This window comes from Muribaculum sp. NM65_B17 (assembly GCF_004793735.1).
Classification (GTDB): domain Bacteria; phylum Bacteroidota; class Bacteroidia; order Bacteroidales; family Muribaculaceae; genus Muribaculum; species Muribaculum gordoncarteri.
The window spans coordinates 25,346-48,048 of the sequence record NZ_SRYY01000008.1 but is presented as its reverse complement, the minus strand read 5'-3'; the positions used below and the strand labels follow the sequence as shown (position 1 = coordinate 48,048).

At 46.7% G+C, this 22,703-nt stretch carries 23 protein-coding genes; 17 read left to right on the top strand and 6 right to left on the bottom strand.

Going from position 1 to position 22,703, the window contains the following annotated elements:
* Window positions 1-142: 142 nt before the first annotated feature.
* The 8 genes from E5354_RS11565 (at window position 143) to E5354_RS11535 (ending at window position 9,711) form a co-directional block, all read left to right on the top strand.
* Entirely contained in the window at window positions 143-319 is a 177-nt protein-coding gene (locus E5354_RS11565) for a ribonuclease P (protein WP_094401811.1), read from the top strand.
* Between the two features lie 792 nt (window positions 320-1,111).
* A complete protein-coding gene (locus E5354_RS11560; RefSeq protein ID WP_094401813.1) occupies window positions 1,112-1,510 on the top strand; it encodes a single-stranded DNA-binding protein in 399 nt (132 codons plus the stop codon).
* A gap of 342 nt (window positions 1,511-1,852) precedes the next feature.
* Complete coding sequence (locus tag E5354_RS11555) at window positions 1,853-2,101, top strand: DUF6926 domain-containing protein (protein ID WP_135947548.1); 249 nt, start codon at window positions 1,853-1,855, stop codon at window positions 2,099-2,101.
* Between the two features lie 4 nt (window positions 2,102-2,105).
* Complete coding sequence (locus E5354_RS11550) at window positions 2,106-2,375, top strand: hypothetical protein (protein ID WP_123482809.1); 270 nt, start codon at window positions 2,106-2,108, stop codon at window positions 2,373-2,375.
* A 26-nt stretch (window positions 2,376-2,401) separates the two neighbouring features.
* Entirely contained in the window at window positions 2,402-2,569 is a 168-nt protein-coding gene (locus E5354_RS14240; RefSeq protein WP_160246875.1) for a hypothetical protein, read from the top strand.
* 913 nt (window positions 2,570-3,482) lie between these two features.
* Window positions 3,483-8,495 (top strand): N-6 DNA methylase, encoded by a 5,013-nt coding sequence (locus E5354_RS11545; RefSeq protein ID WP_135939737.1) that lies wholly within the window; start codon window positions 3,483-3,485, stop codon window positions 8,493-8,495.
* A 475-nt stretch (window positions 8,496-8,970) separates the two neighbouring features.
* Window positions 8,971-9,165 (top strand): hypothetical protein, encoded by a 195-nt coding sequence (locus tag E5354_RS14375; protein WP_123482741.1) that lies wholly within the window; start codon window positions 8,971-8,973, stop codon window positions 9,163-9,165.
* A 12-nt stretch (window positions 9,166-9,177) separates the two neighbouring features.
* A complete protein-coding gene (locus tag E5354_RS11535; RefSeq protein WP_123482742.1) occupies window positions 9,178-9,711 on the top strand; it encodes a hypothetical protein in 534 nt (177 codons plus the stop codon).
* Window positions 9,712-10,115: 404 nt separating this feature from the next.
* Here the strand turns inward: E5354_RS11535 and E5354_RS11530 are convergent, their stop codons facing one another.
* From E5354_RS11530 to E5354_RS11515, 4 genes are read right to left on the bottom strand one after another with little or no spacing between them, the layout of a single operon-like run.
* Window positions 10,116-10,739: a CatA-like O-acetyltransferase, family 2 gene (locus E5354_RS11530; protein WP_123482810.1), complete on the bottom strand. Its 624-nt coding sequence runs from the start codon at window positions 10,737-10,739 to the stop codon at window positions 10,116-10,118.
* Between the two features lie 59 nt (window positions 10,740-10,798).
* A complete protein-coding gene (locus E5354_RS11525; RefSeq protein WP_123482743.1) occupies window positions 10,799-11,581 on the bottom strand; it encodes a helix-turn-helix transcriptional regulator in 783 nt (260 codons plus the stop codon).
* Window positions 11,582-11,616: 35 nt separating this feature from the next.
* Window positions 11,617-12,630 (bottom strand): alpha/beta hydrolase, encoded by a 1,014-nt coding sequence (locus E5354_RS11520; protein WP_123482744.1) that lies wholly within the window; start codon window positions 12,628-12,630, stop codon window positions 11,617-11,619.
* 57 nt (window positions 12,631-12,687) lie between these two features.
* On the bottom strand, window positions 12,688-13,296 hold the full coding sequence (locus E5354_RS11515; RefSeq protein ID WP_094401917.1) for a hypothetical protein: 609 nt from the start codon (window positions 13,294-13,296) through the stop codon (window positions 12,688-12,690).
* A 1,064-nt stretch (window positions 13,297-14,360) separates the two neighbouring features.
* Here E5354_RS11515 and E5354_RS11505 point away from each other — a divergent pair.
* The 9 genes from E5354_RS11505 (at window position 14,361) to E5354_RS11460 (ending at window position 20,533) form a co-directional block, all read left to right on the top strand.
* Window positions 14,361-14,633 carry a hypothetical protein gene (locus E5354_RS11505; protein WP_094401825.1) on the top strand — a complete coding sequence of 91 codons (273 nt, stop codon included), beginning with the start codon at window positions 14,361-14,363 and terminating at the stop codon, window positions 14,631-14,633.
* Between the two features lie 6 nt (window positions 14,634-14,639).
* A complete protein-coding gene (locus E5354_RS11500; RefSeq protein WP_246863803.1) occupies window positions 14,640-14,891 on the top strand; it encodes a hypothetical protein in 252 nt (83 codons plus the stop codon).
* Complete coding sequence (locus E5354_RS11495; RefSeq protein ID WP_185155197.1) at window positions 14,888-15,283, top strand: hypothetical protein; 396 nt, start codon at window positions 14,888-14,890, stop codon at window positions 15,281-15,283. Before E5354_RS11500 ends, E5354_RS11495 begins: the two co-directional genes overlap by 4 nt.
* 22 nt (window positions 15,284-15,305) lie before the next feature.
* The gene (locus E5354_RS11490) at window positions 15,306-15,587 is read left to right on the top strand and encodes an LPD28 domain-containing protein (RefSeq protein WP_123482746.1); all 282 of its coding nucleotides are present in this window, start codon (window positions 15,306-15,308) and stop codon (window positions 15,585-15,587) included.
* Between the two features lie 37 nt (window positions 15,588-15,624).
* Window positions 15,625-16,098: a hypothetical protein gene (locus E5354_RS11485; RefSeq protein ID WP_135939736.1), complete on the top strand. Its 474-nt coding sequence runs from the start codon at window positions 15,625-15,627 to the stop codon at window positions 16,096-16,098.
* A gap of 392 nt (window positions 16,099-16,490) precedes the next feature.
* The gene (locus E5354_RS11480; protein WP_123482748.1) at window positions 16,491-17,063 is read left to right on the top strand and encodes a phosphoribosyltransferase; all 573 of its coding nucleotides are present in this window, start codon (window positions 16,491-16,493) and stop codon (window positions 17,061-17,063) included.
* Window positions 17,053-17,568, top strand: a complete 516-nt coding sequence (locus tag E5354_RS11475) for an SLOG family protein (RefSeq protein WP_123482749.1) — start codon at window positions 17,053-17,055, stop codon at window positions 17,566-17,568. The genes E5354_RS11480 and E5354_RS11475 overlap by 11 nt, the downstream gene beginning before the upstream one ends.
* A 431-nt stretch (window positions 17,569-17,999) precedes the next feature.
* On the top strand, window positions 18,000-19,712 hold the full coding sequence (locus tag E5354_RS11465) for a ParB/RepB/Spo0J family partition protein (RefSeq protein WP_123482750.1): 1,713 nt from the start codon (window positions 18,000-18,002) through the stop codon (window positions 19,710-19,712).
* Between the two features lie 455 nt (window positions 19,713-20,167).
* Window positions 20,168-20,533: a hypothetical protein gene (locus E5354_RS11460; RefSeq protein WP_123482812.1), complete on the top strand. Its 366-nt coding sequence runs from the start codon at window positions 20,168-20,170 to the stop codon at window positions 20,531-20,533.
* Window positions 20,534-20,629: 96 nt separating this feature from the next.
* Here E5354_RS11460 and E5354_RS11455 read toward each other — a convergent pair whose 3' ends face one another.
* Together E5354_RS11455 and E5354_RS11450 are read right to left on the bottom strand one after the other, a co-directional pair.
* Window positions 20,630-21,937, bottom strand: coding sequence for a hypothetical protein (locus E5354_RS11455; RefSeq protein ID WP_123482751.1), 1,308 nt, complete (start codon window positions 21,935-21,937; stop codon window positions 20,630-20,632).
* Between the two features lie 69 nt (window positions 21,938-22,006).
* Window positions 22,007-22,633, bottom strand: coding sequence for a recombinase family protein (locus E5354_RS11450; RefSeq protein ID WP_123482752.1), 627 nt, complete (start codon window positions 22,631-22,633; stop codon window positions 22,007-22,009).
* Window positions 22,634-22,703 lie beyond the last annotated feature (70 nt).

The window sequence follows — 22,703 nt, the reverse complement described above, 5'->3', positions numbered from 1 at the left end:
TGGAGACTCCGCTCTATCTTTCCCTCCAAAACCTTGCCTTGTCTGCCATGCGCCACCTTTACAGGCACTGTAATATTCAAAATCCCGACGCACAAGCGAAAAGGCAGGGATAAAAACCAATAACTTTAACACAGACAAAACCATGTATGAGACAGAAGAAACATCGGACATCATCGGCGCATACTGCACGCTTATAGAGGACTATCAAGGCATCTGTGACGGTCAGATTGTTGGAGATTACGGCACAGAGGTCGTAGTACGGCTTTCAAACGGCATAGAGATGGCAACCCATCGGGACGAAGTGATTGTTTTCGATTGACACGTGCCAATGTATGGATGCGGCAATCCGGGCAACATGCTCGGATTGTACCGTCCTGGTATTTCCTGTTATATTTCTTTTTTGAAGGCCTCCCTTTATATTCCACCAGATACGGTTACTGTAAGATTTCCTTTTTTATCTTACAATCCCTTTGTTAATGGCAGACTGTTTCGCCGATGCAGTCAGTCCGTGCCCTCCTTGGAGACACGCCTGGAGCGTGCATTTCCTTTTTGGGCTTGCTCTTTCTGCTTTTGCCGGATTTATTCTGTCAGCGGTTAGCCGGATGCGGCAAAGACTGCGGCACTTCATCCGTCATCTTTCCAATCATCCATTATCCGTATGGACATCGACCATGGGCCAGCCATTCTTGAGAAGCGGTCAATACGTCCACGTACAGCCGCACTCACATACACAGCCACGAGGCGGTCTCTTTGCTGTCGGTACTGCGTCAAAATGAAAGGAACGTGCAATATTCGGTTTCCGAGTTTATGCGGAAGTCGCCATGACGTACAGCCAACCGGTAAAGTATGGTGTCGCCAAGTCACCACAACAGTGTTACGGCGAGTCATACACACTTATTTTTCCTGATGCGAAGTTATGATCATGGCGGAGCTTTGGCTCCTACGGGACGGACATTGCCTTTGACCAACGGCTTTCAACAAATCTTCCTTTTTCTTTTCACAGGCTCAACAAAAAGAGTATTTGCCGAACCTTCCGCTGGTGCTACCCTATGCCCATGTCATCTTTTTGCATCGTAAAAATTAAATGTTTAACTCTTTAATACTTAAAGTTATGGCAACTTCAACAAACAACACCAACTCTTTCAACCTCAGTGGCTTCGTAGCCGTCAACGCAAACATCCGCAACTTCGAGAAGAACTCGGTTGCCCGTTTCCCCCTCTCCATCAGCCGCACGGAAACCAACGGTGACGAGACCACCCGCAAGTCGGCCCTTGTAAACTGCGAGTGCTGGCGCAAGTCCGAAGAGGCATCGACCTTCGAGCTTCTCAAGAAAGGCAAGCTCGTCCAGGTTTCAGGCTTCATCCGTCCGGAAGAATGGACATCGGAAGACGGAACCAAGCACAGCCGCATCGTCTTCGTCGCCACATCCGTCAGCGAACTGTCCACCGAAAAGAAAACCGATGGCAAAAAGCCGGCGAAAGGCAAGACTTCCAAGAAGAAGGCTGCGTGACGCTTCCAAACCTCTCTTCTCAAAAGACGGCTACGGCCGTCTTTTCTTTTGCTCACCGGCTGCGGTCAAGCCCTTTATATATTCTGGCTGTCACCGGTTGTAAATCCCAATCACCAGTTATATCTCATTGTTCATCCGGCGGCCGGTCATCCGTTTTCTGCGGCGAATTTGGAGGTGGCAGGGCAAACATCAAGGCACACTCCGTTCTGAAGGCCTTGCCTAATTCCCCTTATGGCCACCATCCCCTCAATGCCGCAAGAAAACAGGAATGGCCGATCCGCAAGCCGGGCTAAGGCAGGGAAAAGGTCATCCCACAAGTCTAACAGTTAAATTCAAAAGAAAATGGAAAAGAGCATCGAAAAAATCCCGACCTACGCATTGCCTTATCTGGTGAATGGCGATGCAAGTAACCTGAACGCTGACGAGATTAAGCAGATTGACGACATCTGCCGCGAACAGGGCATCGAAGTCGTCGTCCCCATCACAGAAAGCGAAGAAGGAGGCGCAGAACCGTATTTCAGCAGCGTCCCTTTGTTCAGGCAGCCGACCGAAGTGGAGGATTGCATCATTATCTATAAAAATAATGATTAGTGCCATGAATACAGATGACCGCAACATCGTGTTCAGCAAAGCCACGCTGGATGAGATAAGGCAGGATGGGCAAACCGTCCTGTCAAGCAGTGACGGTGTTTCTATTCCGATGATATTCCGAAATCTTAGCGGTAAGAACTTTTCGAGAGCGGAATACCTGGACTACCTCAAACACGTGGCATACGGTGATATGGGTTTCGTTCCCGGCACAATCACGTTGTGGCATGGCGGGATTCTGACAGCGGAAGCTGTACTGGAGAAACCGGCATACTGACAATCAAACCTCTAAAATTGTTGATTATGGAAAAAGAAAAACTGACAGCCCATGACGAGGAACTGATAGAACTCGCATACTCCACGACCTACCGCAGCAGCATCCGCACGATGATACGGGAAGCTGATACAGAACGATGCCGTATAGTCCTACGGCACATCATGGAAGATGCCGATGTGGATTGGGAAGATTGAGCATGACAGAGGGACTGCTGACATCCGGCAGTCCTTTTCCATGCGAAATCCATTTATAGCAGACATGATGTCCTTGAACTTGCCTTTTATAAGGTTTCGTCAACGCTGGCGAGCCACTGGGACATCCGACGCTGCCAGTCACGCTGACACCCTGCATTACGTTCAAGTCCGAGCGGCCTCCGGCACAGGGCGAGCGTGGGCCGGCAGAGTGTGTCATGCTTCCACACACAGCCTGTCGGTGACACCCACGGTTCGCTCTTCACCCCGACTTACCCTCCACTCCGGGCTGTCGTGCCTGTGCTACGGCCAGTCCCGTGACCTTCGCCTGCTTACTCTTATAGCAATTTAGGAGCCTTTTATAATGACGCTTGTCCGACATGGCCGATACTCCCTTTATAATCTTTGGTAACGCTGGCGGATCGCAGGGACACCCGATGCTGCCAGTCACGCCGACACCCTGTATTACGTTCAAGTCCGGGCGGTCTCCGTCACAGGGCGAGTGTGGGCCGGCAGAGTGTGTCATGCTTCCACACACAGCCTGTCAATGACACCCACAGTTCGCTCTTTGCCCCAACTTTACCTTCATTTCGGGATGCGTGCCTATGTTGCAGCAGGTCCCGCGATTTCCGCCGCCACCCTTTATAAATACTCACCGCCATTTTTAGAAAATTCTTTTCTGTTCGGAACCGTCACTACCTGTGGTTATCGGCGCGAAGTTCGGCATCCGGGCTTATATGCCAAGGTTGTACGGAGTTTCTGCGAGATTTTACTGCCGTGCGGTAAAATCATCTTGAAAACCTTGTCCCTAAAGCCTCTTAGATGCCCCTGTGTTGCGCAGATAACCACCTTGCGGACGGCTCCTGAAGGAGCAGGAAGTAAGGGAAGAAATAAATCTTCAACATTAAGGTCAGATATGAGATACAACAAGAAAAAGGCATTAGCCGACAATGTGAACGCCATTGAGACAGCGTTGGCGGTACACAGTCAGGGCAGACAAGCCACTGACAGCGAGAAAAAGACATTAGCCCTTTATTCGGGTTTCGGAGGTATCAAAGAGGTGCTGAACATCGGCACGGATAAACCCATGCCCGACGGCATGGCAGAGCCTATGATGCGGTTACAGGAACTCTTGCAGAAATTCGCAGACGGCAAGGAAGCGGAATATAAGGCATTGGTTGACGGAATAAAGGCATCCGTGCTGACTGCTTTTTACACTCCGCAATTCATCATTGACACCGTGGCAGCGCAGATACACACCATCTTCAGCGACAACGGTATGCGGATGCGTTCTTTTCTTGAGCCAAGCGCAGGGATTGGTGGCTTTTTGAAAACAGCCATGCAGGGAGCAAACACATACGCTTTTGAGAAAGACCCCATGACAGGACTTATCCTGTCGCTTCTCAATGACAAGACAACTACCGTCACGGCAGGGTTTGAGACTATCGGGGAGCAAGACCTACAGGACAAGGGCTTTGATGTCATTGCCTCCAACATTCCGTTTGGCAATTTCCGTGTGTTCGATGCCGACATGTGGAAAAAGGGCGGCATATACGAGCAATCCACCAAGACCATACACAACTACTTTTTTATAAAGTCAATGGAACTGCTCAATGAGGGCGGCATACTTGCCTTTGTGACCTCAAGGGGCATAGCTGACACTCCGGGCAACAAATTTGTTCGTGAGTATCTTGTGAACCATGCCGACCTAATCACGGCATTACGGCTTCCCGACAATATCTTCATGGAAACAGGCGGCATCGAGGTAGGCACAGACCTGTTGGTATTCCAGAAGCACACAAGGAAAACAACCCTGTCACAGCGTGAGAGGCTGTTTGTTCAGACCGCCAAAGAAAACGGAGCGGACGGCATAGTAACGGAATATGCCAACAAACTTTTCGCACAGCCCAAGACCGCACTCGCCACTGACAGCCGTATCGCCATGAACCAGTTTGGGAAATATGTAAGGAAATACCAGTGGCAGGGCGAGGAAGCGATGATGCGGCAATACTTCTCCGCATTGCTCAAAATGGATTTCGACCGTTTCTTCCATAAGAGCCTTTTCCTTAATGACGGACAGGACGCACAGGGGCAAATGTCGCTTTTTGACCTTTTCGGTGAGGAAATCACACCGCAACCGAAAGACAGGGGCAAACGTGCATATACCGACAAAGTGGCATGGTGGATGAAAGACGGAGCAATGGTGATGTTTGAGGAACAGCTCGGCAACCTCAAGATGCGCAAGTCAAGCCGTTATGCTGATGTTGCGGTGGATTTTGTGCCTATGGCTGACATTGAAGCGGCGAAAGAAAGGGCAAATGACTATTTCCCCATCCGTGAAACCTATTTTGAACTGTCATACAAAGAGCGTGAGAAAGAACAGGAATACCCCGAATTGAGGGAACGTCTTAATGCGCTATATGACAAGTTCACAGCCAAGTGGGGGCTGTTTCACGACAACGACAACAAGGAATTTATCATGCTTGACAGCCTCGGCATCGAGGTATTCACCATTGAAATGCAGTCGGGTGACACCATCGGCAAGGCTGACATCATGCGTGAGCCTGTGGCATTCAAGAAGATAGATGCCATGACCGTGCTTTCCCCCATGGAAGCGTTGGCGACAAGCCTCAATTTTTACGGCAAGGTGGATATGCCGTTTATCGCCCGAAGCTCGGACAGAAGCGAGACGGATGCCATAAATGACCTAAAGGGCGAGATATTCTATAACCCCATATCGGGAGAATGGGAGAACAAAGGGAAATTCATTGCCGGGAATGTGATTGCAAAACACAAGGAAATCATGTCATTGCTGCAGGAACTTGACGGAAACGAAAAGGAGTATGCGGAAACCTCGCTGAAAGCATTGGAGGAAGCGACCCCCGAAGCAATCCCCTATGAGGAACTGGATATAAATATGGGTGAGCGTTGGATTGACTCAAGCCTGTATGCCGCTTTCGCAAAAGAACTTTTCGAGACCGATACAACGGTTATGTATTTCGATGTGAACGACACCTATGTTGTTTCCTTGCAGGGATATTCAGCTGTAGCCTATCACACCTATTCTGTCCGCAACTATAACGGTGAAGACTTGTTTGTCCATGCCCTGCAGGACACCGTGCCCGAAATCACAAAAGAGGTGTACCGCAAAGGTGACAAGGTGCGTGTGCCGGACGAGGAAGCCATACAGGAAGCGGCTACCAAGATACAGGAAATCCGCAGCAAGTTCAATGCATGGCTTGACAGCCAGCCCATAGAGGTGCGTGATAACCTTGTGAGAGCCTACAACGAGCGGTTTAACTGTTATGTCCGTCCGCATTATGACGGCTCGGCGCAGACATTCCCCGGTCTCTCGTTTGAACAGTTCCCTTACGATGACCTCTATTCCTCACAAAAGGATGCTATCTGGATGATTAAGCAGAACGGCGGCGGCATCTGCTGGCATGAGGTCGGTACAGGAAAGACCATGATAATGTGCGTAGCCGCATACGAAATGAAACGTCTCGGACTTGTTCGCAAGCCTATCATTATAGGGTTGAAAGCCAACGTGCATGAAATAGCCGACACTTTCAGAAAGGCTTATCCGTCAGCGAAGATACTCTATCCGGGCAAAGAGGATTTCACTCCAGCCAACCGTAAAGAGGTGTTCTCAAAAATCCAAAACAATAACTGGGACTGCATCATTCTCACACACGACCAGTTTGCCAAGATACCGCAGTCAGATGAAACGATGTTTGAGATATTTTCGGAAGAACTGCAGGATGTCGAGCGTAGCCTTGAGGTATTGGAGGAAAGCACCATGCGCTACCGAAGTGGCAGGATGCAGAGCGGATTGGAGAAACGCCAACAGAACCTACAGGCGAAACTCGCCAACCTGCGCATGAGCATCAACAGCCGCAAGGATGATACGGTCGATTTCCACTCCATGGGAATAGACCATATTTTCGTGGACGAGTGCCACATGTTCAAGAACTTAATGTTTCAGACACGCCACACGAGGGTTGCAGGCATCGGAAACACGAAAGGCTCACAAAGGGCAGCGAACCTGCTTTTCGCAATTCGTGACATACAGAAGCGGACAGGGCACGATTTGGGTGCGACATTCCTGTCGGGTACTGTCGTAGTCAATGCCCTTACAGAGCTTTATGTGATGTTCAAGTATCTGCGTCCTGATGAACTGAAACGGCAGAGGATAAGCTGCTTTGACGCATGGGCGGCAATATTCACCAAGAAATGCGCCGACTACGAGCTGAACGTGACAGGAAACATCAAACGCAAAGAGCGTTTCCGCACCTACATCAAAGTGCCGGAACTCGCCGCTTTCCTGCGTGAGATAACGGACTACCGCACAGCCGACATGATTAACCTCGATGTGCCGGAGAAGAACGTGCGCTTCCTTTCCCATGCCCCGACCATGGCACAGGAAGAAATGATAGGGCGTCTTGTATCATTCGCCAGTTCCGGAAATTGGACGGATCTGGGGCTTGACATTCCCGAACCGGACAATCTCGACAAGGCGAAAATGCTTATCGCTACCAACGTGGCAAGAAAAATGGCTCTTGACATGAGGCTGCTCGGCGACAAATTCCTTGACGATGAAAACAACAAGGCTTCCATCTGCGCAAGGACGGTCTATGACTACTATGTGCGCTCAAACGCAAACCGTGGCACACAGTTCGTTTTCAGCGACCTTTCCACCTACAAGCCTAATGAGTGGAACATCTATTGCGACATAAAGGAGAAACTGATAATGCTCGGCATCCCTGCAGGTGAGATACAGTTTATCCAGTGCGCCACCACCGAGAGGGCGAGGAAACGGCTGTTTGACGATATGAACACAGGCAGGGTACGTGTGCTTTTCGGCTCTACATCCATGTTGGGTACAGGTGTAAACGCCCAGCAGAGGGCTGTTGCGGTGCATCACCTTGAGATACCTTGGCGACCTGCCGACATGGAACAGCGCAACGGTCGGGCGGTACGCAAGGGCAACACCGTGAAGCTGTGGGGAAACAATACCGTGGATGTGGTAATCTATGGTACAGAAAAGACACTTGATGCCTACAAGTTCAACCTCTTAAAGAACAAGCAAATGTTTATCAATCAGATAAACAATGGCACGATAGCCGTGCGCCGCATCGACGAGGACAGCATGGACGAGGACAACGGCATGAACTTTGCGGAGTTCGTGGCAATCCTTTCGGGAAATACCGACCTGCTGAACAAGGCGAAGCTCGACAATAAAATCATGCAGCTTGAAAAGGAGTTTGCCATATTCAAGAAAGAGCGCGGACGTGCGGAGCGCAAGATTGCGCAGAACGGACAGGACACGGAAAAAGCGGCATCCTTTATTCAGCGTATGGAAGATGACCTTGAGTATGTGGCATCATACAGCGGCGACAAAATCGCTTCCCTGCTCTCGACCGGCGAGGACACGGCGGAAAAGACAGGCCGTGAGCTTCACAGGATAGCAAAGGCATATCGGGGGAACGCCTATACCGTCATAGGCTCATACATGGGGCTTGACCTCTTGGTAAAGAGCGAGTACAACCTTGACGGCTCATTTGACCGCAACACTTTCTTTGTCGAGGGCAAAAGCGGTCTGAAATACCGTTACGGAATTTCCGGTGCATTGCCATTGGGCTTTGCAGACACGGCACTCTATCCGCAGACCACGCTTGACAAACTGCCCTCTATCATAAAGCAGCAGCGTGAGCGCATAGCCAAACTGGAAAGCGAGCTTCCCACATTACAGGCTATCGTCAGCCGCACATGGGGCAGACAGGATGAACTGACCGCACTCAAACAGGAATGTGACGAGTTGAAAAAGCGGATTGACGAGAGTCTTAAGGACAACAGACCGGAACAGGAAGAGGCGGAAACAGACATGCCTCCGATACCCGGCAGAAGAGCGACTGATTACGCTGCCTGATTACAATATAATTTCTGACCTTTCCCTCTGTTTGGTTGTGATAACCGGGCAGAGGGTTTCTTCTGTATAGAAAAAGATTGTCTCGGATGCTTCTCGGACTATAACCGGCATACCTATTATACATATCAGATACCCTCTTATCCACTGTCCACCGGTCCCTTTTTTACATAGTGGGAACCACCTGATCCTACTTGCCTTTTGTATGTAGAAGCACCTGTTATACTCATCTTTTTAGAGTATCTTTCCTTGAAAGCCGTCCGACCGTGGTTTACGGCGCGAAGTTCGGCATCCGGGAGCGATGTGCAAGGTCAGGCTTTGTTTCAGCGAGATTTTGCAGCATGGTGAAAAATCATCTTGAAAACCTTGCCTTTCGCCCCTTGACGATGCCATTGTTATGCGCAGATAAACCTCTTGCGGAAGGCTTCGGAAGGAAGATTCCAAGATAGGGAAATAAAAATTAAAACAAAATTCAGCGATGCGAACAAAAAGAATGACAGCAGAACAAGGCAGAAGATGTGGCATCAGCCGCTTCCCAAACTTCCATTGCACTGGCTCAATAAAGGGCATGAAGAAACTCTATTACGGAAATGATGCGCTTCTCGTAAGGTGTGGGCAGTATGTCTATAATGTGACAAGCGAGCCGTCAATATACAATCAAGCAACAATATAATTTCATACGGACATGAAACAGATAATATGGACAAGTGACTATCTTTTAGATGATAAAGCGAGAAAGGAATACGAGAACTCACAGCGTTACCTACTCGATGATGACGATTACAAAGTCAGCGATGCGGAATGGACAGAGGTTACCAACGATAATCTGACGGACGAGCGCATGAACCTTGACAAACAGATAGAAGGTGTTGTCATAGCATTTGCCGACCTCGGTTTATGGAACGGCAGACGGCAAGGGTACAAGATACTCGGACATAACATCAACGGCATATTCAACGTGTCGGAAGATGAAAACGAATGGTATGGTGACGGCTTCAACATCCGTGGCAGCCTCTCACATCATGACGGCACCCATTATGTACTTTACCGTGTGGCGAAAGACATTGACGAGGCGGAACGTATAGGTGAAATGATTTACAACCGTGAAATAGACGAAGCCGGCTTCCGCAAAAAAACACGCTCGCTTTATCCGTATGTAGCGGAGATTTATGGGTGGAAAACAGGACGTTTCAGAAGGGCTTTTCAAAAAGCGGTGTGACCGATGACACGCTGATTTCTCCATGAGGGGTTGTAAAAAATTCTTTATGGTGGAACGGCGTGCCGTCCTTTCCCTTTATATCTCCGTCTGCCATCCGACCTATTTATACGGAATATTCCCTTTTGTGACATAGGCTCCCCGCCCTGTAATAGCGGAATGTCTGTAAATTTCCAGCAAAACATCAGGAGCGAGGACCGAATGGCCGGCATCACGCTTCTTTCTTTTTTTGCAGGAAATCTTATCGGCAAACATGACACATGCCGTATGCTGACACAAACGGCAAGAGTCATTCTTCAGTTTGCCTGGCAGACCATCTTATTACCCACCCGTGCCTATGCCTTTCAAGTCGTCCATGCGGCCGATTCCTGTTTTTAGCCAACAGATTTCATGGTAAGAACTTGCCTTTAGTCAATAGCCACCTTATTTATCTCGGTCTGCAGTATATCGAGGAATTTTGCGGCATGGGCACCGTCCATCTGAGTGTGGTGGAATTGGAAAGATAAAGTCAACTTTGTTTTGAACCAACTCTTACGGTATCGCCCCCATATCATAAACGGATTGTTGAAGATACCACTATACATCCCCACGGCTCCGTCGATTGCATATTGGACCAATGCGGATGTGCCGATCACCATGCTGTCGGTTATATCATGATTCTCGCAAGTCTCCGCCACTTGTTGCGTCAGACGGAGATAATTGGCATTGAATTTAGCCACATCCGGAGAATATGGAATGTCGCATGAACTTACTTCTCCGGTCTTGTTGGCAACAATGGTATTGACCGCTATCGAATCATAGCGGACAAGTCTGTCGCCCACAGGAAGCATAAAGAACTCTTTTACCTGGCTTGCCGCTTTGCCGATACACCAGCAAAGCAGCATATTGAATTTCAAACCGCTTCGTTTACTGATTTTTCGCAATTTGCTGACATCTATGGTACGAAACAATGTAACCATAGGCATTGGGGCTTTCATCCACATTTCAAATGCGTATGCGCGGGTTGTCTCCGCAGGATTGACTTCTTGCATCATTTTTTTGATGCAAAGTTACGCTGACATTTTTGCATGGGATAGAAGAAAAGAGACATTCACACAGGATGGGTGAACAAATCGGAATATGGCTCACAATGGTTCAATAGTGATTTGGGTGTGTAGCCACTCATAACCTTGAAGTCCCGGATAAAATGCGACTGGTCGGTAAAACCGCAGTGGTAAGCTATATAGGCATAATCCCGTGAACCGCATTGCAACATCCTGAGCGATTTTTGAAATCTGACAATCCGGGCATATTCCTTCGGATTCATGCCCACCTGTTCACGAAACACACGTTCGTATTGTTTCTTGCTCAGACAAGCGTTGTCGGCAAGGATATTGATTGGAATGGCCGAGGTGTTCAATAGTTCCCTTATCGAATTGCCTATTCTTTGAATATTCAATGTCGGTTTTACTTTACCCAGCAGCCACCGTTCAAGGATGCCAAGGGATTCGTCACTACTTTGGCAATCGAATATCTTTGTGGCAATCTCGCTGAGCTGTCGGTTATCAATATCATATCCCGAAATCTCCCGGTTGTAAAAGGCAGATGGCGGTGTGTCTATGAACATCCCTATAGTATGCGGATAAAACACAGCCACAATCATGTCCAAATTTCCATCCGATTGAATATGTGACGGGAAATTCACTTGCCCACTTATAGTAAACCTGTTCTGGAGACTATTTAGTTCGGGAACATATAGTGGTGATTTGCGGTGGAATATAATCTGAGGACAACCAATGGGAAATGTCAGGACACTGAACGGCTCATCGTCCTCCAGCATCCAGTAATAACGTACATACGGGCGTAACTCTTGTTTCGGTTGGATAATCCTCATGACATACGTGTTTTGTATGTGAATACTGTTTCCCTTTATTTTGCAGTCTGATCTGAATGTCTGGAGATGAACTCAACAGATTCTTTCACGGAACGGCAGAATGCCGTCGGCTGTCCGGCAACCGTTATAAACAGATGGACTGATCCGGGAATCAGAACATATTTCAGTTCCACCCCAAGTTGCGTCAGCCTGTCTGCGAAGCCTGCCCCTTGACACCGGAGTATGTCTCGTTCAGCCGCCACAAGCAATGTTGGTGGCAGTTTGGCAAGAGCCGAATCAGCCGCTTCTGCAGGAGATACCAACGGATGGTGTGGTTCTGAGGTATAAGCATCGTTGAAAGCGTTCATTAGTTCACTGTCAAGTCCGAACCCTTTCCCGAATTGTTTCCATGATTCAGAGTCGTCTGCATAAGCTTTTGTGACAGGATAGAAGGTAATCAGACTGTTGAAAGTATTCTCGGGGAAACTCAGTGCCACGGCTATGGCAAGATTTCCGCCTGAACTGTCTCCACCAACAGAGATGCTGTCACATTTCCACTCCGTCATCTTGCTTTGAGCAAATTTTATGGCATCAATGCAATCGTTCAAACCTTCGGGAAAAGGATGCTCAGGCGCAAGCCTGTAATCTACGGCAAGCACAGCAATGCCCTTCTCAGCCATTGCTGCGCAATATCGGGAACAACTGTTTACACTGCCAATCACCCAACCGCCACCGTGGAAATAGACAAGTAGTGGTATCGTGTCGTTATCATAGCGATCGCTACGGAAGAATGTCAGGTTGTTGCCTATGTCAGTGCGGGTCACTCCAATGGGTAATTCAGCTGCCAGGTTTCTTGCATTTCTTACGTTAAAAAGCAAGTCGTCATCGCCGGCAATCGCCTTGCGGATCGCTTCTGTCTGGTATTCCTGAAGTTTGTCCGGCATATTGGCAAGAAATGAATCGGCTTCAATACGTTCCGTATTCTTGTCGCAGTCGGTATTTGCGGAATATAGTGAGCATGCGCACCATATTACAAGTGCAACAATAAGCAACCTGTTGAATTTTGACATCAAAAACATTGATCTAAATGGAATTATCTTTATAGAAAAAAGAGTCCTTTATGTTGTCTATACTTCTTTTGATATATATGGAGGATAATCGTCTTTTGATAATCTTTTTTCCAATGTTTTCGGATTGACATCCCAAAGTGTAGGAAGATACTCATATACAACTTTTCCTTCATTAAGATAAACACGGATTCTGGAATCAAAAGCTACAGGCTTATATTTATCCTCATCAATAGGATTATCCCTATACAGTAATTGGTTTTCCTGCCAACAGAGTTCCTTTCCATCAAAGACGACATCAAATATACCACATACAACTGCATCCATCGTTTGGTTTTGAACTGTCGTGGAAACACAATGCATATACCCTGTTAATTGATTTGTACTTTTCCTCATTGCCAATTCATAACAAAACACACTTGTACCTGTATAGTCTTTAGCGATGGTAGTTCTCACACCGTTCTCATCTAAATTAAAAATCTGTTCATGGGTTATGGTAGTGAGATTAAACTTAAAGCCATTTACTGTTCTTTCCAGATTGGAAAACACCATTTGGTCGCTGTATATACCTTCCAAATTCCCATCTCCAAGTGTATAGACAACCTCATCAGTAGCCAATTTCTTGCCAATAAGGTGATTCTCTAAAAAGTGAATAATTTTATCTTTCATATCTAAACAATTATTAGTCTTTCCAGTATTGGAATTGAATTTATTTTCCATATATTCTACTTTACTGCTTTTTTATTGCATGACATTTGCGTAAGGTCATCTCATCGGCAAATGCCTGTTCACCACGTTCACGGATATAGTTGATACATGCAGGACGGTCTGACCCGAACAAGAGACCTAAAACATTTCCTATAGGATTGGAGAAGATCCTGCAATCTGTAACATCCTTATCGCACTCAGCACAGGTGTGAAAACCGCAGCCTTTGGCACATGTCCTGATTTTGCACCATGAAGTTTTCTCATTAAGGTGGCAACCGGGGCATTGTTCCGTAAGATACTTACGACATGCGCCACAGTACAGCCCGCACGCAGCTATCAGTTGTTTGTTTGCTTCAATCTTTTTCACTACTATTCACATGTGCGCCCCATAGTCCAATAAGGCTGATTATTAAATGCAAAAGCGCGGACCGCAATACCACTTCTAATTTGGAGGTCGTAGGAAACCTTGCATACAGATGTAGTAATAGCAGCCCACGCTATAGCGTGAGAACCACCATGCCATCTTAGTATGCAATTTGAAAATTTCCTACGTTTCCAAATACTTGATGAGCATAACGCTTCTTATCTTTTCGTATGTTTCGGACAAGAGTTGCCTCTATCCGGGTGCAAAGTTACTCATTTTTTGCGGCAATCTCTTATAATTTAATGGCTTTCTGCGTTTGGGCTGTAAGATTTTGCCTCACATCGTATTCTCGCACTCCCCAAAATCCAGTTATATGAAATCAGAACACGCTATGTTCTGAAACACCTCTTCTATATTGTCTTTTTTGTGTTCGTTCGGTTGGCCGGCCTCAGATGATTGTTTTACCGCGAAGTTAAGTCCGTCCGGCAACCGTCAAGGCCATACCTGTCGGTGACTTCCGAAAATCTTCCTCCTGCGGAGCGTATTTTCGTGTCAGCCTTGCCTTTATGCCTGCCGTTAGCTTCGTGTTTGCAGTAAAAAATTCCTCTAAGTCCGGAACACACCGGAAGAAAGGGAAAAGTAAACTTAAAAAATATCAGTTATGGACAACAGACCCAACAAGGAACAGGAACTTGCAAAACAGGTGGAAATGGCTCTAAACTCCTTCAGCTTCAGCCCCAAACTGTTTGCAGCAGTTATCCCGACAATGCACCGCACGTTACAGCAGTCGCTTTGGCGGCTCATAAAGGAGTGCATTAAGGTTATCGCTGACGATAAGACAGGACACGATGACCGCAACATGGCGTCACATCTTGAAGCCAAGGAGATGCTTGAATACTTAAACAAACATGGACGGCACATTCCGTTCGTATAAAATCTTATGGATATGGAACAGACATTCTATCTACTTACAACCCTCATTGAAATGCAGGACAGCGTTTCTGACGGACACGCCCCATATCGTTCACTTGACGATGCGATGAAAGCATTTGAAGATGAAATCGCTGATTGCCAAGAAAACTTCAACGTGCAACACGGTAGCACTCTGATAGACCTGCCACGGTGCAAGGAATGGAGGACAGAGGACGGTTACGGCTATACGGTGACAGTCGAAGAAATGACACTGCTATGAAAAAGCCAAAATACAACTACATCTACAGACTGATTGACCGGATAACCAAGTCCGGTCAATCAAATAATGACAGTTTTACCTATTACGGGCATCTTGTGGAACTGCAAAGCGGTACAAGAGGCTATGTTTCTGTGACACTGTACAAAACAGATGACAGATATGGTGGAGAACTCGCAGATTTCAGTTTCGACTATTGGACGCTTGAACTGCATTTTATCAGCACAGTAGGAAAGGCTCTAACGGAAAGCATCATCTATGCTTTCAGACATTTTTATACTCCCCGGACTATTCGCATATCATACGATGAATACGAGTATGAGGACGAGGATACGACCTATGAGTATGACGAAACAGATTGGGACAAGCCGCCTGTAAAACGGTTCAACAAGTGATAACCATCAAACAAAAAGTATTATGACATTCGATTACAACAAGGAACACAAGACATCCATGTCGCTGGTGCTTGAGAACGGTATTTCAGTAGAGGGCGAGTTTATCGACCTCAGAATAACAGTCGATACCCTGCCAAAAGGGAAGCAGTGGTATCAGATACGTCACAGTGACGATGATGGCTCAGAACCCGCATCGCTAAAAAGGGGGTGCGTGGTTGTAAACTTCTTCGGCACTTTCATCTGCGACCCGATAGACGAAATGAAAGACGGTGACGAACTGGAGATAACAGAATGGGGTTGGTAAATGACCGCCCCTGTATATAACTTAAAATCATGGATATATGAAAGTAAAGAATTTTGCGACATTCGGGCTGTTTGTTGACGGCGAAATTATAGACAGCGGAAGCATACACGCTATGGAGAACGAGGCGACACGAAGAATCTTAAGCGGTCAGTCTGAAGCCGCCCACATATCTGTCTTTGACTTCGACGGCGACAAGGTTGTGGAGAAAGCACCTGTCTTATCGCTCCGCAGAAACAATGACAATATCATCATCGCCAATATGTTGTTGCCCGACAATTCCGAAAACGTCAGGAAAAACCTCACGCTGATTGAGATAAAGGATATTGTCGATGAGATAATGGAGTGTGACTCTTTGGTTGACCGTACCGAGTTTGACACGGTACGGTGCAACATCGGCGGCGGTATGCTGTGGCTCTGTGACCTTGAGAAACTGCAACGGCATTTCGACATAAAGGGTGTTATCGCCGAAGGAGATAATATCGCCCTGCTTATCCGCAATTACCAACTTTGACCTTTTTCCCTTTGCCTTCCCCACCGAGGCAAAGGGAGCCTGCTTTTTTATAACGCTGAAGCGCAACCCCTTTTTAATGCGTAACAGTCCATACCTGTTTTATCTTCCGGTTTTATCCGTCGTACCTGCCAGTTATAGTTCTCTGCCATGATTTCATACATACCGCCTTACCTCTACGGATTATTTCTGCAAAGGTAGCGGCAGGCTTTGTCAAACGGCAAATCCCGGACGGCAAGCCTTATGGGAAATCTTCCTCCATTTGCATGGAGCGTATTTCTCATCCTTGATTTGCCTTTTTGCCGCCATGCCCCTTTGCCGGCAGAAAAATCCCTCGCGGCAAGCCGGACAGCTTCCGAAAAAAGGGAAATGACAAAAATTAAACATATCATATTATGGCAAAGGTAACTGATGAAAAAGTCAAGAGACAGCTGGAGAAAAAGACTACGTTCTTCCTTAAATACTTCCCCGTGCGCATAAAGAACGTGGGCGAGGACGCTGTGGAAGCACGCAAATTGGTCTGGGCGTTCAAGGATGCGGAAGACGGAGCATGTGAGAAAGTGGCACGAATGACTTCCGACTACATAAACAAGGAGTATGGAGGTAGAGCCAAAGACATCGTATTTGTCTGTGTTCCTGCAAGCACGCAGGAGCAGAACGAAAACCGCTACCGAAAGTTCTGTGAGAGGGTCAACGAAATGACAGGCATCCGCAACGGCTTTCCGCACGTGAGAATATCGTGTGACAGACTTGCAGTGCATGAGCACCGCCACGACAAGACTGTCCGCATGGCTCAAGTGATAGAGTTTGATGATGATTATTTCTACGGAAAGGATGTCGTGGTCATGGATGACATCATCACCACCGGCATGAGTTACGCATTGTTCGCCAACCAACTTGAAGTGTTCGGGGCAAACGTATTGGGCGGCATCTTCCTTGGACGCACACATTACCGATATGGGAAATAACATAAATCCAACTGCCATTAACAGGCGGTGTTCCGCAGCCTTTACGGGACACCGCTCATTTCCCCATGGAGGAACGGCAAACGTAAAGGCTGCCTTGACGGAGCTTATCAGAGATTGGCACGGAGAAGGTATCACCAATTATATGTGCGGCATGGCATTGGGCTTCGACCTTATGGCGGCAGAATGTGTGCTGCAGGCAAAAGCGGATTTCAACGACATCACGCTTACAGCCGTTATACCATTCCGCGACCAGTGCGGGATGTGGAATTGGAGTGACCGCCAACGCTACCATGCCATTTTACAACAGGCGGATTTTCACATATTACTGAGCGAGGTGTATTACAAAGGCTGTTTGCTTGTGCGAAATGATTTCATGCTCAAACATGCGAGCCGTATTGTTGCCTACTATGACGGGCGACGTCGTGGTGGCACATACTATACCTGCAACAAGGCTGGAGTCATGAACATTCCTGTCCTTAACTTGTATGACCATTTGTCGGGATGACACACTAAGGATTGTCCGTCCGTGGAGAGGGAATAAACCTCTTCACGGAAAGCGCAAGGCTGCCCTCTTATATCCCGGCCGGTCATGCAGGTCGTCTTAACCTGTTTTACCGCATTTACCTTGTTTACAACCTCTCGGTGTTCTCCTGCTTATATCATTCACATTCTCTGGTCTTGCCCTGGTTCTTTCCCTTCGTCACCGGTTTGGTTTTATCAGATGCGAAGTTCGGCCGTCCCGCTTGATCCGGCGGCTTGAAGTGCATTTCTTGCAAAATCTTCCTCCAGTGGAGAGTATTTGGCAAGAAAAGCCGTCGTATGAAGCTGATAAGACAGCCGTGTGTTGCATCTGTAAAACTCCAAAGCGGTTCCGGGAAAAAGGGACTGAAGAAAGGGGAAAATAAACATTCAATAATAACCCATAAATTCAAAAAAATGGAAGCAACATTAAATCAGACAGCAGTAAAGGACATCACAATGGTTGCAATCTCTGCAATCCGTCCTAATGGTTTCAACCCACGCAAGCACTTTGATGAAGTGAGTTTGAACGAACTCGCAGAAAGTATTCGTCAGCAAGGAATACTACAGCCTGTCACCGTGCGCCCCATAGCAGACAGCAACGACTATGAACTTGTGTTCGGTGAGCGCAGATACCGTGCTGCAACGATTGTCGGCATGCAGGAAATCCCTGCCATAATCAATGACCTTTCCGATGAAGAAGCCGAGGAAATCGCCATTACCGAGAACCTCCAGCGCAAAGATGTGACACCCATGGAAGAAGCCAATGCCTACCAACGGCTCATGGAAAGCGGACGGCACGACCTTTCTTCCCTTGCTGTGCAGTTCGGCAAGAGTGAGGCTTATATCCGTACAAGACTGAAATTCGCATCGCTTATTCCCGAAATCGCCGCCTTGTTGGAAACGGACGAAATCACGGTCAGCGTGGCAAGCGAAATCTGCCGTTACGGTGAGGACATACAGCGTGAGGTGTACGAACAGCACCTGAAAGAAGATGTGACATATAGCAGTTGGCGAGGGCAGAAAGCCTCTGAAATCGCAAGGAGCATTGAACGGCAGTACACCGCAGACCTTGACCGTTATTCTTTTGACAAGACCCTGTGCCTGTCATGCCCCCACAACACAAACAACATGTCGCTTTTCTGTGAGGGTTGTGGAAAATGTGCAAATCGCACATGCCTTGCCGAAATGAACGCATCGTACCTTGTGGAAAAAACCCTGCAGGTATTGGCGGAGAACCCCACCGCAACGCTCGGACATACCGACTATGACTACAACCTTATCGCTGTGGAGCGTCTTATGGCTATGGGACATGAGGTGGAGAGTGCCATGCCATACGGTACGGCTTATCCCCGACAGCCCGAAGCACCTGAAAAAGAGGACTACGACAACGAGGAAGCCTATGAAACGGCATGCAGTGATTACGAGCAGGAACAGAGCGACTATAGGGAAAGATGCGCTGAAATACACCGCCAAAGCGAGAACGGCGAAATATCGCTCTACGTGAAAATAGGAAGCAACAACATAACGCTGTGCTATGTAAAGAAGAACAACACCGCAGACGATACGACACAAGGACAGCCACTTTCTCCTGTGGAAAAGTTGGAGAAACAGGACAAGCGAAACAAGGAAATCGCCCTTGAAAAGACTATCGAGGACACCAAGAAGCAAATCCTTAACATAGATGTGGCAGAAGCCAAGTTCGGAGCGGACGAGGACAGAATGGTTTATTTCTTTTTGCTGTCAAGCCTACGGAGAGAGAACTTTGCCCTGTTAGGTATATCCGAAGAACACTCCCCATACCTCAATGACGAGGACAAGATGAACATCATCGCCAATCTGACGGCAAAGACAAAGGCTGTTATCCGCAGGGATTATCTGATAGCGCAGTTCAAAGACGCATACAGGAACAATGCCACAGCAGACCTTATGCTTGACTTCGCACGTAAGCACATGCCGAATGAACTTGCTGAAATTGAGGACGGCTATAACCAAATCTATGAGAAGCGACACCAACGCATTGAGGAAAGGAAAGCCGCTATCGTGGCTAAGGAAAAGCCAACGGACGAAAATGACGATGCAGCAGAGGCATCCTCCGAAGATGCGAAGCCGGAAGAAGCTGCGGCATAATGAGCAACAGGCAGGGTGGAGAAATCCGTCCTGCCTGTATGCTTAACATACCGTCAGACAACAACGGGCGGCGACACTTCCTGTTATACTAATTCTCGATTCATCCTCCAGTTATAAACTTTTATACTAATCCTTTTGGGCTTCCTCCATTTATACACGCTGGTGTTGTATCATATCAACCGTCCTGTCGGCTCTGTTTTTCTCTTGCAAAGTTACTGCGAGGTGAATTTGGCCCAAGTACCGCCATACTATCCAGACTTTATTTTGCGGAAGCCTTCCTCGATTTGTAGCCAAATCGGGTGTTCCATAAAATAAAGTCCGGATTTCTTGTGCATATTCTCCTGTCTTCGCAGTGATGGGCGCAAGTAAAAATCAAATCCCGACCGGACGGAACGAAGCTCCTGATGTGAGGGGAAATAAAAATTATTCATAAACACTTAAACATGAGCGTCTATATGGAAAAAGATTATGTGATGTCTGTTGCTGAAACGGCAAAGCAACAACTATTTGGCATGACCCGGACTTCTGTTCTTATGTCATGGGGCATAAGTGGTTTATATGCCACAGAGTTCAAGGACATGCCGGCATTGAAACTTAAAGTCAATGGAAGATTGTTCAAGGGGTTTGTAGTAATAGCCCTGAACGGAAGCGACTATTACGAGGTCTATCTCACAAATGATACCGAGACGAGACTTGTCAGCGATGAAGTCTGCTTTGACGAACTTGGAGAACTGATTGACCGCCATATCGAGCGTGGAGACAATCAAGAAGAATACGATAAGTTTTGTAACATCCAACTGATGAAGCTCGTGACGGGTTAATGGCTTATGACAAATACAAGGCGGTGAGATGTCCGAGGATGTCCCACCGCCTTATATGCTACAGATTGATGATACCACTTATAAGAGCATTTTATATCACTGTTTCTTTTGCGGATAATAAGATGCTAAATTCCAGTTTTTCCATAATAGTCCAAGCGGACACAATTCAGCTTCACTTGCTCTTACCCATGGCGTATGAAGACATTTATCTTCTGTTGGGTTTAATCCTTCTTCAGGGTGCTCATTGAAACTTCGTACACACCAGGGATATAATGAACATTGAAAATTCCCATCATGGAGGATCTTGTATATTTGATGCACAGATTTCAAAACTTCCACATTCCAACCAGCTATCCCTTGTGGTTTAACGGTATAGTAATCTTTCTGCTTATTCTTCATCATGGGAGTACCTAAATCATTTACTATCTGAGTAAATAATCCACTGGTTGAAGCAGGTGAATCAGCAATAATATCTAATAAATATGATGGATTATGTTTTCGTAAATACAATGCTTTATCAATAACTGTATCAACCCATCCCTGATATGCTTCGTGTAATTCCGGATGTTCAGGAACCCTATAATAGGATTTCAGTTTTTTTCTTGCCTCATTAGCAATACCTTCAAAAAAATCAAATAGTTTAATGTCTGTATTAACCTTGGCGTTTCCTAATTGAGAATATATATCTTGAGCCTTTTCTGGATTGTATTTTTTATCTCTAAACTGATACAGCATATCAACAAAAACGTGACCAGGATTAGAAAACATCAATGAGCAATCAGCCAATGCTAATACATTTAATATCCTTTGCCCAAACTCAGGGAATATGGCACTTGCAACTTTTTCCGCTGAAGAATATGGAAAATCATCAGATTCTTCATATTCTCTACAACAATGTCTTTCCATTATATAGGCAATGCTCTCTTTTATTGCCGATGCGCCAAAAGATATTATATCATCTTCATTTGCTTGAATACAAACGGCCGGGATACTTGGTAAGTTTTGTTCTTTTCCGAATTTCAATTCAAAATTCTCTACAGAAACCCTTACATTGTCCAAGGTTTTTATATTGGTATCCCAGTCTCCCAATGTAACATCTTGAACCTGTTCATTAAGTCTGATATTATCTTTGTTATCATCATATATATACGGAACTTCAAAGGCTTGTTTACCTTTTGCATATATATCATTGACCACACTTTGAACATACTCTCCATAGGCGTAGCATGTGGTTAGTCCATAGGTGGTAGTTATATCTTGTAAAAAATGGATATATTCATGAAAGAAAAGAGAAAAGTCTCTTTCCGAAAGCTTGTTCAAATCAATTTCTCCATCAATCTTTAGATACATTTCAAAGAAAGCGGGTATATATTCACCTCTATTAGCTTTTTGTCTGTAATCCATATTTCCTTTTCTAAATTTTCATTCGAGATATATGACACAACATTGTCCAGTATGACAATGCTTCCCCTCTCAGTCCTCCTTCTTCTTTCGAGGGCCGAGTGGTCCTTTCCAGCGACCGCGATCAAGCTGCACATTGGCTTCGTTCAGGATGCGGAACACGCTGCTCCGACTACTAAATCCAGACTCCTTGAAAATTTCATCAATGGAGAATCCTTCGAGATACATGTTGACAATACGCTTGTTACGCTCGGCACGCCCCATCGCTTTGTCGCTAATGCTCTCAATATGCTTCTTTATCCTGCTTATATGGTGCGAGGACTTACGGATAGCGTTTGCTTCCTGCGGCAGCAGGGCAATGGCGGTAAGCACGTCACTTGTCTGCGTTCCGGGAAAAAGCTCGTTGCCCGAATCAATCCTGTCACGGATGGACACCAGTCTGATGTTCTTCACCCGGCAGAACTCCAGAAAGAAGACGAGCTGCCTCGCACCACGCAAAGCATTCGACAGTTTGGGTATGACAACAGTATCCCCGAACTGGACACGCCCCATAAGGCTGTCCCACATTGTCCTTGCCTTGTCCGCAGACAACAGTTCCTCTCTTACAATCTCCACACAACCGAAGTCTTCCATCCATCCGCTGTCCGCAGAGAAGTCCTCGTAACCGGGAGCCGTCATTATATATCCTATTTTTGCCATCGTGTATAAGAGTATGATTTTGTCTGCAAAGTTAGCTAAATAATCCGACAACTTATCAGACTCTTCCCAA